Source organism: Streptomyces cahuitamycinicus, from assembly GCF_002891435.1.
Taxonomy (GTDB): Bacteria; Actinomycetota; Actinomycetes; order Streptomycetales; family Streptomycetaceae; genus Streptomyces; species Streptomyces cahuitamycinicus.
This window is the reverse complement of record NZ_POUC01000321.1, coordinates 1-9,517: the sequence shown is the minus strand read 5'-3', so window position 1 is coordinate 9,517 and position 9,517 is coordinate 1. Positions and strand designations below refer to the sequence as shown.

Annotated in this window: 7 protein-coding genes; 4 read left to right on the top strand and 3 right to left on the bottom strand. The window is 69.9% G+C overall.

The window, feature by feature from the left end; genetic code table 11:
* Positions 1-50: 50 nt before the first annotated feature.
* From pelF to C1J00_RS31325, 3 genes are all read right to left on the bottom strand, one after another.
* Entirely contained in the window at positions 51-1,574 is a 1,524-nt protein-coding gene (pelF, locus tag C1J00_RS31335; RefSeq protein ID WP_102912361.1) for a GT4 family glycosyltransferase PelF, read from the bottom strand.
* Positions 1,575-1,675: 101 nt separating this feature from the next.
* Positions 1,676-3,709 carry a hypothetical protein gene (locus tag C1J00_RS31330; RefSeq protein WP_439333449.1) on the bottom strand — a complete coding sequence of 678 codons (2,034 nt, stop codon included), beginning with the start codon at positions 3,707-3,709 and terminating at the stop codon, positions 1,676-1,678.
* A gap of 161 nt (positions 3,710-3,870) precedes the next feature.
* The gene (locus C1J00_RS31325; RefSeq protein WP_102912362.1) at positions 3,871-5,085 is read right to left on the bottom strand and encodes an RNA-guided endonuclease InsQ/TnpB family protein; all 1,215 of its coding nucleotides are present in this window, start codon (positions 5,083-5,085) and stop codon (positions 3,871-3,873) included.
* Positions 5,086-5,136: 51 nt separating this feature from the next.
* Here C1J00_RS31325 and tnpA point away from each other — a divergent pair, with 51 nt between their 5' ends.
* The 4 genes from tnpA to C1J00_RS31305 form a co-directional block, all read left to right on the top strand.
* Positions 5,137-5,565, top strand: coding sequence for an IS200/IS605 family transposase (tnpA, locus tag C1J00_RS31320; protein ID WP_102912359.1), 429 nt, complete (start codon positions 5,137-5,139; stop codon positions 5,563-5,565).
* Between the two features lie 285 nt (positions 5,566-5,850).
* On the top strand, positions 5,851-7,377 hold the full coding sequence (locus tag C1J00_RS31315; RefSeq protein WP_102912358.1) for a leucyl aminopeptidase: 1,527 nt from the start codon (positions 5,851-5,853) through the stop codon (positions 7,375-7,377).
* Between the two features lie 406 nt (positions 7,378-7,783).
* On the top strand, positions 7,784-9,172 hold the full coding sequence (lpdA, locus tag C1J00_RS31310; protein ID WP_180989760.1) for a dihydrolipoyl dehydrogenase: 1,389 nt from the start codon (positions 7,784-7,786) through the stop codon (positions 9,170-9,172).
* Positions 9,173-9,235: 63 nt separating this feature from the next.
* Positions 9,236-9,517 (top strand): biotin/lipoyl-containing protein (locus tag C1J00_RS31305; protein WP_342751764.1); only part of this gene is annotated, 282 nt, incomplete at its 3' end.

Here is a 9,517-nt window from a genome sequence, read left to right as displayed (position 1 = left end):
GGCCGGGAGGGTGTCGGGGCGGGATCCCGGGGGCAGCCAGACCATTCCGCTCACCAGCCGGCCCCGTCCGTCGCCACGGACGCGTACCAGGGGTCGCGCACTTCCAGCGTCCAGTCGGCGACGGTCTCCAGGGTCGGCTCGTACACCTCGTCCTCGCCCGCGAGTTCCTTGTAGATGGTGCGGAAGGCATCCACCGAGCGGCGCAGCGTGAACCGGTCGATGACGCGCTGGCGTGACAACTCGCCCAGTTCCAGGCGCCGTCGGTCGTCCTTCAGCAGGGTGAGAGCGGCGGCGGCCATCTTCTCCGGCTCGCGCGGGGGCACCACCAGGCCCGTGTCGCCGACGGCCTCGCGCACCCCGCCGACGTCGGTGGACACCGTCGTACGGCCGCAGGACATGGCCTCGATGATGGAGAACGGGAAGCCTTCGGAGATCGACGACAGCATGACGAGGTGCCCGGCCGCGTAGGCGCGCCAGACCTCGGTGATGCGGCCCTCGAAGGTCAGGCCGTCGGTGACGCCCAGTTCGGCGGCGAGCTTCTCGAGGCGGGTGCGGTAGGCCTCGCCGCCGGGCGGGACCGGGCCGAAGAGCCTCAGCCGGGTCTCCGGGATCTCGGCGCGCACCATGGCGTAGGCGCGGATCAGGGTCTCCAGGTCCTTGATGGGGTCGATCCGGCCGCACCAGGACAGGGTCGGGACCTCGGGCTCGGGGCCGGCGTGCGGGAACGCGGCCGGGTCGACGCCGTTGTAGACCGTGCGGATCTTGCCGGCGTCGGCGCCGCCGCGCTCCTCCCAGCGGCGGTTGTACTGGTTGCAGGGGGTGATCAGGTCGGCGGCGCGGTAGCCGTAGGAGTTCAGCTCGCGGTAGAAGCCCAGCATGAAGGCCTTCACGGGCCAGCGCTGGGTGCCCTGGCGGTAGCCGAGGTAGCGCTCGCGCAGGTAGATGCCGTGCTCGGTGAGCAGGAACGGCACGCCGTCCAGGTGGCGCGCGGCGAGCGCGGGCAGGGTGGCGAGGCCGCTGCTGACGGCGTGTGCGACGGAGTCCTCGGGGATGCGGACGCCGAGCGGGCGCAGCGCGTGTTCCAGCAGGTCGGTCGCGGTCAGCGCGTCGTGCACGGTGGGGTGGGCGGCGGCCGTCGGCAGATGCGGCATGGTCCAGATCCACATCAGGGACCGCAGCGCCGACTCGGTGCGCAGCGCCGCCGGCAGCAGTCCGTCCCGGGCGAGTTCGGTCAGTTCCTCCAGGGACTCGCCGAAGTCGGCGTGTGAGCCGGGGTCCAGGAAGGAGAGCAGGAACCGCTCGTAGCTCTCGGTGAAGCGGCGGCGGGCCCTGCCGTACGGGGGTCTCGTGCGGCCGGGGCGCGGGCCCCAGGTCGGGACCGGGGTGTGCGCGTGGACGTTGGGCGGCAGTTCCCAGGTGACGGGTTCGCGGCCGTTGCCGGTGAGCGAGACGATGTGGAAGTCGACCTCGGGCATGCCTTTGACGAGCTGGTCGCACCAGGTGCTGACGCCGCCGTGGACGTGCGGGTAGGTGCCTTCCGTGAGCATGGTGACATGACGGCCTGTCCGCCTCATGTGGTGTTTCCCCCTGTGGTGCGGATGGTGTGCGGGGAACTGCTGGCCCGGATGCCGGGTGCGGCTTCGTCCGGGCTGGTCGCGCAGTTCCCCGCGCCCCTTTAGGGCAGCTTCAAGGTGAGAGCCGACTGGAGTGCCGCCGGGGTCGTCCAGGCCGAGCGGGCTCCGGCGTACGGGGTGCCGAACGCCGTCGTGCCCAGCACGAGTTGCTTCTTGGTGCCCTCTGGGGCGGTCACCGGGATCTGGGTGCCGGACGGGGCGGTGACCGTGACGGTCTTCCCGATGCGGTACGCCGTGACGCGGTTGTTCGCCAGGGCCGTCTGCCAGGCGGCGCGGCGCTGCACCTCGGTGCCGATCGCGCTGTGCCGGGGGTTCTCCAGCGGGGTGCCGTCGGTGAACAGCGCCCGGTAGTCGGCGAGCACCTTCTCCATGACCGGGTAGAGCAGCCGGTCCTCGGCCAGGTTGGACTGGTGCGCGTAGTGCGGCCGGGGGTCGCCCGCGAGGGCGTGCCCGAGGGCGGTGCGGGCCTCCTGCGGGACGATGTGCTCGGCGTAGCCCGTGGCCGGGTCGAGCGGCTCGTCGAGACACGTCGACGTCGGGTTGTCCTCGCAGACGCCGCTGCCGCCGTCGCCGCGCGAGGTGTAGACCCAGTTGTACTCGTCGGCCATCTCGGCCGCCGTGCCCACGTTGTAGTACACGTTCATCGGGTGGCGCGGGACGGTCAGGGCTTTGCCGACCGCCCGCTGTCCGGGCTCGCGCGAGTTGTCCGAGGCGATCCACTTGACGCCGGTGTCGGCGAGGGCGCCGGCCAGGTTCGGGTTGTCGTCGGGCTGCTGCGGCAGGGTCTTCAGGCCGGAGTGCTCGCCGGTGACCAGCTCGGTGCGGTCGACGGGCAGGCCCTTGTTCACGGCCCAGGTGTGGTTGTCCCGGATCTGCGCCGCGATCTCGGCGCGGCTCATGTACTTCGTCGAGCCGTCGGCGTTCTTCGCGCAGCTCCACGGCACGCTCGAGGTGTCCTGGACACAGCCGAGGAACGGGTGCGTGTAGGTGTGGTTGACCCAGCGGTACCGCGCCTTGTCGGCGAGCAGCCGGGTGGTGAGGGCGTCGGTGCCGCCGTGCTCGGTCTTCCACTCCTCGCCGGAGCCGGCGTTGAAGACCATGTCCATGGTGAAGCCGTGCTCGCGCTGCCACTGGGCGGCGTAGGCGGCGTCGTCCGCGGTCATGCGGATCGGCGCGGTGCCCTCGCCGTCGCCGCCCGCGCAGTCGAAGTCGCCCGGGGTGCAGTTGCGTTCGGTGTCCCAGCGGCTGTCCGGGGCGAACACGTCGTCGACGTGCACCGCGAAGGAGTTGCGGGTCCGGCCCAGGTGCACGCCCTGGGTGAGCCACTCGACGATGCCGCGCGCCAGCAACCGGAACTGCTGCTGGTTGTTGTTGTAGGCGAAGGTCACCACGAGTTCGCGGCGGCCGTCGTGGGCGTACTCGCCGACGAGGCTGCCGCGGCCGGTGCCGCCGGGCACGGGGATGTCGACGTAGCTGGTGAAGCCGGTGCGGGGCCGGGCGGCGTAGCCGTAACTCTCCTGCACGGCCGGGACGTTGTCCTCGAAGCGGAACGCGCCGTCGAGATAGCCGAAGGAGCCGGCCTTCCCGGCCGCGGTGACGGATGCCGCGTGGCCGTCAAGAGTGCCCGCCCAGCCACCCTCACTGGTGTAGTCGAGGCCGACCCCCGGGTGCGCCCAGGTGTAGGCGTCGACCTGCGGGATGCCGTACGTCCGCTCGTAGGTCTCCAGCGCGGTCTGCTCGGCGGAGTCCGCGCCGAACGGGGCCTCGTTGGGCAGGACGACGCCCTGGTACTTGGCGCGGGGCCGGCCGTTCACGGTGTCGCTCAGGAACGCGGCCGTGATCCTCGGCCGGCCGGAGTCGTTCAGGTCGATGGTCGTGTACGGGACGCCCGTGCTTCTGAGCTGGGCGGTGACGGCCTTCACGGGGCTGTCGCCGTTGTCCACCACGAGCACCTTCAGATCGATGCGTGGTTCCTCCGCGGCCGCCGCCCCGGGCGCTGTCGCCCCGGCCGTGATCATGCCTGCCGCCGTCATCGCGGCGGCCGTCCTTCTCCATCCGCGCGCACGCTGCGCCATGGTTCCTCCCCCAGAAGATCCCAGGAATCCTCTTGCGTTCGAACAGAGGAGGACCCGTGGAAATCATGCAAAGCGGCAAGCAGGACGCTCACCGGATCGCGACGAGTGTGACTCAGTTCACCGACGTGACTCCTCCCCCTCATAAATGAGGGGGCTTCTCGCTATGCCGGTGCGGCGTCGCGACGGACCAGCCCGGCCCGTAGAACGTTCAGGGCGCCCACCGTGTCCGCGTGCGCGCTGTGACCGCACAAGCCACAGTGGAACTTCTCCTGGGCGGGCCGGTTCTCCTTGTCGACGTGCCCGCATTCGGGGCAGGTCCGGGAGGTGTTGCGGGGGTCCACGGCGATCACTTCCCGTCCGGCGCTTTCAGCCTTGGCGTGCAGGATCGTCAGGAACACCCCCCATCCGGCATCCGAGATCGAGTGGTTGAGTCCGGCCTTCGCGGCGGCCCCGTTGGGCAGGAAGCCGCCGGGCTGGTCGGGGTCCGGCTTCGCTGCGGGGGCCTTGACCATGTTGCGGATCTTGAGGTCTTCGTGCGCGATGAAGTCGTGTTCCCGCACGAGGTCAAGCGCGGTCTTGTGTGCGTGGTCCAGGCGCTGACGCCGGACCTTGCGGTGGAGGTCGGCGACCTTCTGAACGGCCCGCTGGTGGTTGCCGGTGCGCTTGTCGCGGCGGGCGCGAGGGAAACGGGAGAGTGCCTGCTGTGCGGCTTCGAGCTTCGCGGCGGCGCCGCGTCCGTGGCGTGGGTTGGGTACGAATTCGCCGCCCGAGTCAGCGAGGAAGTTGGCTATGCCCATGTCGATGCCGACCACGCTGCCGGTTGCGGGCAGCGGCTCGGGCTTGGCCTGCTCGGCGGTCAGCACCACGTACCAGCGGCGCCGTTCGCGCTTGACCGATACGGTCTTGACCTTGCCGACCACGGGCCGGTGCTGGTTGACCTTGACATGCCCGACGCCTTGGAGGCGGACGCGGGTGACGGGGTCGTGCGGGGTGGAGTCCCAGCGGCAGCCGTCGCCGTCCTTGGGGAAGTCCACCGTGTCGAACCAGTTCACCCCACGGAAACGCGGATAGCCCGGCGCTTCACCGGACTTGACCCGGCGGAAGAACGCTTGGAACGCCTTGTCCAGACGGCGAAGCGTGGCCTGCTGTGAGGAGAACGACCAACGGCCCTGACGCTCCGGATCGAACGCCCGGATGTCCTTGAGCTGGGCGGACTGCTGACCGTATTTGATGCTCGTCCTGGAAGCGTGCCGGTAGGCGTCGCGGCGTTCCTGCAACGCGCCGTTGTAGAGGGAGCAGTGGTCGCGCAGTATCTCGGTGAGCGCGCTCTGCTGGCCCGCGGTGGGCCGCATGAGGAACTTGTACGCACGGATCATCCGGCCCACCCCCTTCCTGGTCAGCTTCGAAGATCATACTACTTTTGGTGTATGTCACCCCGCTGGGAACCAAACCCCGATATTCGCACGGGTCGTCACGTCGCCTACAACCTTCACGCTCACTTGGTGTTCGTCACCAAGTACCGGCGGGGCATCTTCGATGACGCCATGCTCAAGAGGTGCGAGGAGATCATGCGGGAGGTGTGCGACAAGTTCGAGGTGGAGCTACGCGAGTTCGACGGCGAGGCCGATCACGTCCACCTCCTCGTGCACTACCCGCCGAAGATCGCCCTGTCGAAGCTGATCAACAGCCTCAAGGGCGTCAGCTCCCGCTACCTGCGGGCCGAGTACACCGGCCGTATCAACCGGATCGGGATGGGCTCCGCGTTCTGGTCCCGCTCCTACTTCGCGAGCTCTTGCGGCGGAGCACCGCTCACGGTGATCCGTCAGTACATCGAGCAGCAAAAACGTCCGCTCTGAGGTGCCGGTCAGAGCAGTCTTAAGATGCGTTTCCCTCCCCGGCTAAAGCCGGGGATACCCACGCAAGATCAGGGATGGAGGATCAAGAAATGGCCACTACGCCACCGACAGGTGAACGCCCGCAGGAATGAGCGAACGGGGTCACGCGCGTAGTCTCGTCGTCGAGTGTTCGCCACACCGGGGAAGGCCCCGTGAGGCCCGGACCCTTAGGGTCGGCTGTCGGGCCCGGTCGACCCACACCGTTCGACCACTGCAACTTCACATCGGAAGCGAGATTTCACCACCGTGACTGCTCTCACTCTCAGCACCGCCGCGGCGCCCGGCCTGCGGGCCGACGCGATCGTGATCGGTGTCGCCAAGGGTGCCAAGGGGCCGGTCGTCGCACCGGGCGCCGAGGCCGTGGACAAGGCGTACGACGGCAGGCTGGCCGGCGTTCTGGAGACGCTCGGCGCCTCCGGCGGCGAGGGCGAGGTGACGAAGCTGCCGGCGCCTTCCGGCTTCAAGGCACCGCTCGTCCTGGCGGTCGGTCTGGGCGCGGTCCCGGAGAAGGACGCCGAGTACGACACCGAGGCCCTGCGCAAGGCCGCCGGTGTCGCCGCCCGCGCCCTGGCCGGATCCAAGAAGGCCGCCTTCGCACTGCCGCTGGACGACGCCGCCGACGCCGCCGCGATCGGGGAGGGCGCGCTGCTCGGCGCGTACTCCTTCGACGCCTACAAGGACAACGGCAAGGACCCCAAGGCGAAGAACGGCAAGGCGCCCCTCGCCGAGATCGCCCTGCTCGGCGGCAAGCCCCGCGACAAGGCGTACAAGGCCGCCGTCGAGCGGGCCGTGGCCGTGTCCGAGGAGCTCAACCGCGCCCGCGACCTGGTCAACACCCCGCCGAACGACCTGAACCCCGAGTCGTTCGCCGCGATCGCCCAGGCCGCGGCCAAGGAGCACGGCATCAAGGTGCAGGTGCTCGACGAGAAGGCCCTGGTCAAGGGCGGCTACGGCGGCATCCTCGGCGTCGGGGCGGGCTCGGCGTCGGGGCCGCGCCTGGTGAAGCTGTCCTACACCTCCTCGAAGGCGAAGAAGCACCTCGCCCTCGTCGGCAAGGGCATCACCTACGACTCGGGCGGCATCTCGCTGAAGCCGGCCGGTCACAACGAGACGATGAAGTGCGACATGAGCGGCGCGGCCTCGGTGTTCGCCGCGGTCGTCGCCGCCGCGCGTCTCGGCCTGGAGGTCAACGTCACCGGCTGGCTCGCCCTGGCCGAGAACATGCCCTCCGGTTCCGCGACCCGTCCGGGTGACGTGCTGCGGATGTACAGCGGCAAGACGGTGGAGGTGCTCAACACCGACGCCGAGGGCCGGCTGGTGCTGGCGGACGCCCTGTGGGCGGCGTCGCAGGAGAAGCCGGACGCGATCGTGGACGTGGCGACGCTGACCGGGGCGATGGTGCTGGCGCTGGGCAACCGGACGTTCGGGATCATGGGCAACGACGACGCGTTCCGCGCCGCGCTGTGCGAGGCCGCCGAGGAGGTCGGGGAGCCGGCGTGGCCGATGCCGCTGCCGGAGCACCTGCGCAAGGGCATGGACTCGGCCACGGCCGACATCGCGAACATGGGTGAGCGGATGGGCGGCGGCCTGGTCGCCGGTCTGTTCCTGCGCGAGTTCGTGGGCGAGGGCATCACCTGGGCGCACCTGGACATCGCCGGGCCGGCCTTCAACGAGGGCGGGCCTTTCGGGTACACGCCGAAGGGTGGCACCGGGACGGCCGTGCGGACGCTGGTGCGGCTGGCCGAGCTGACGGCCGCGGGCGATCTGGGCTGAGCCCGGCCCGGCAGCTCGGTCTCGCCGGCTGTGTGGCGAGTGCGGGGGCGTGGGGGCTGTTCGCGCAGTTCCCCGCGCCCCTTCGGGGCACGATCCGCCTTCGGTCACGGGCCGACCCCCGGGTCACAGGCCGGCCCCTGGGCCCTGGTCGCGCCCACGCCGCGGAGCCGCAGTCGGACACGGCCCCGCGTCCCTTCGGGGCACGTGCTCCCTCTGGGGGTCCGGCTCATCTGAACGTGGGGTGTCTCACACAGCAGCCCGGCGTCTCTTTGTGTGTCGACAAGTGCGAAGATGGGGCTCGGCAGGACAGGGCCCCACCGAAGGGCCGAAGAACGAGCGGCCGGACACCAGCCGCCTGCCGGTCACTGAAGACCGGCTCACGGCGCACATGCATGGAGGACGTGACGTGGCGAACGACGCCAGCACCGTTTTCGACCTAGTGATCCTCGGCGGTGGTAGCGGTGGTTACGCCGCGGCCCTGCGCGGGGCGCAGCTGGGCCTGGACGTCGCCCTGATCGAGAAGGACAAGGTCGGCGGCACCTGCCTGCACCGGGGATGCATCCCCACCAAGGCCCTGCTGCACGCGGGCGAGATCGCCGACCAGGCCCGCGAGAGCGAGCAGTTCGGTGTGAAGGCCTCGTTCGAGGGCATCGACATCGCCGGGGTCCACAAGTACAAGGACGGCGTGGTCGCGGGCCTGTACAAGGGCCTGCAGGGGCTCGTCGCCTCCCGGAAGGTGACGTACATCGAGGGTGAGGGACGACTGTCCTCCCCGACGTCCGTCGACGTGAACGGCCGCCGCGTCGAGGGCCGCCACATCCTGCTCGCGACCGGCTCCGTGCCGAAGTCGCTGCCCGGCCTGGAGATCGACGGCAACCGGATCATCTCCTCCGACCACGCCCTCGTCCTGGACCGCGTGCCCAAGTCCGCGATCATCCTGGGCGGCGGTGTCATCGGCGTCGAGTTCGCCTCCGCGTGGAAGTCCTTCGGCACCGAGGTCACGATCGTCGAGGGCCTGAAGCACCTCGTCCCGGTCGAGGACGAGAACTCCTCCAAGCTCCTGGAGCGCTCGTTCCGCAAGCGCGGCATCAAGTTCAACCTGGGCACCTTCTTCCAGAAGGCCGAGTACACCCAGGACGGCGTCAAGGTCACCCTCGCCGACGGCAAGGAGTTCGAGGCCGAGGTCCTGCTGGTCGCCATCGGCCGCGGCCCGGTCTCCCAGGGCCTGGGCTACGAGGAGCAGGGCGTCGCGATGGACCGCGGCTACGTCCTGGTCGACGAGTACATGCGCACGAACGTGCCGACCGTCTCCGCCGTCGGTGACCTCGTCCCGACCCTCCAGCTCGCGCACGTCGGCTTCGCCGAGGGCATCCTGGTGGCGGAGCGCCTGGCCGGTCTGAAGACCGTTCCGATCGACTACGACGGTGTCCCGCGGGTGACGTACTGCCACCCGGAGGTCGCCTCCGTGGGTATCACCGAGGCCAAGGCCAAGGAGATCTACGGCGCGGACAAGGTCGTCGCGCTCAAGTACAACCTCGCGGGCAACGGCAGGAGCAAGATCCTGGGCACCGCGGGCGAGATCAAGCTCGTCCAGGTCAAGGACGGTGCCGTCGTCGGCGTCCACATGGTCGGCGACCGCATGGGCGAGCAGGTCGGCGAAGCCCAGCTGATCTACAACTGGGAGGCGCTGCCCGCCGAGGTCGCGCAGCTCATCCACGCCCACCCCACCCAGAGCGAGGCGCTCGGCGAGGCCCATCTGGCCCTGGCCGGCAAGCCCCTCCACGCGCACGACTGATCCCTCGGTCGACGAACGCGACGACACAGACTTCCGCACTTTCCGTAAGGAGCAACCGAAACCATGGCGGTTTCCGTAACCCTTCCGGCGCTCGGCGAGAGCGTCACCGAGGGCACTGTCACCCGCTGGCTGAAGGCCGAGGGCGAGCGCGTCGAGGCTGACGAGCCGCTGCTCGAGGTGTCGACCGACAAGGTCGACACCGAGATTCCTTCGCCGGCCGCCGGTGTCCTGGCTTCCATCAAGGTCGCCGAGGACGAGACGGTCGAGGTCGGCGCCGAGCTGGCCCTGATCGACGACGGCAGCGGCGCGCCCGCCGCCGCCCCGGCCCCGGAGGCCGAGCAGGTC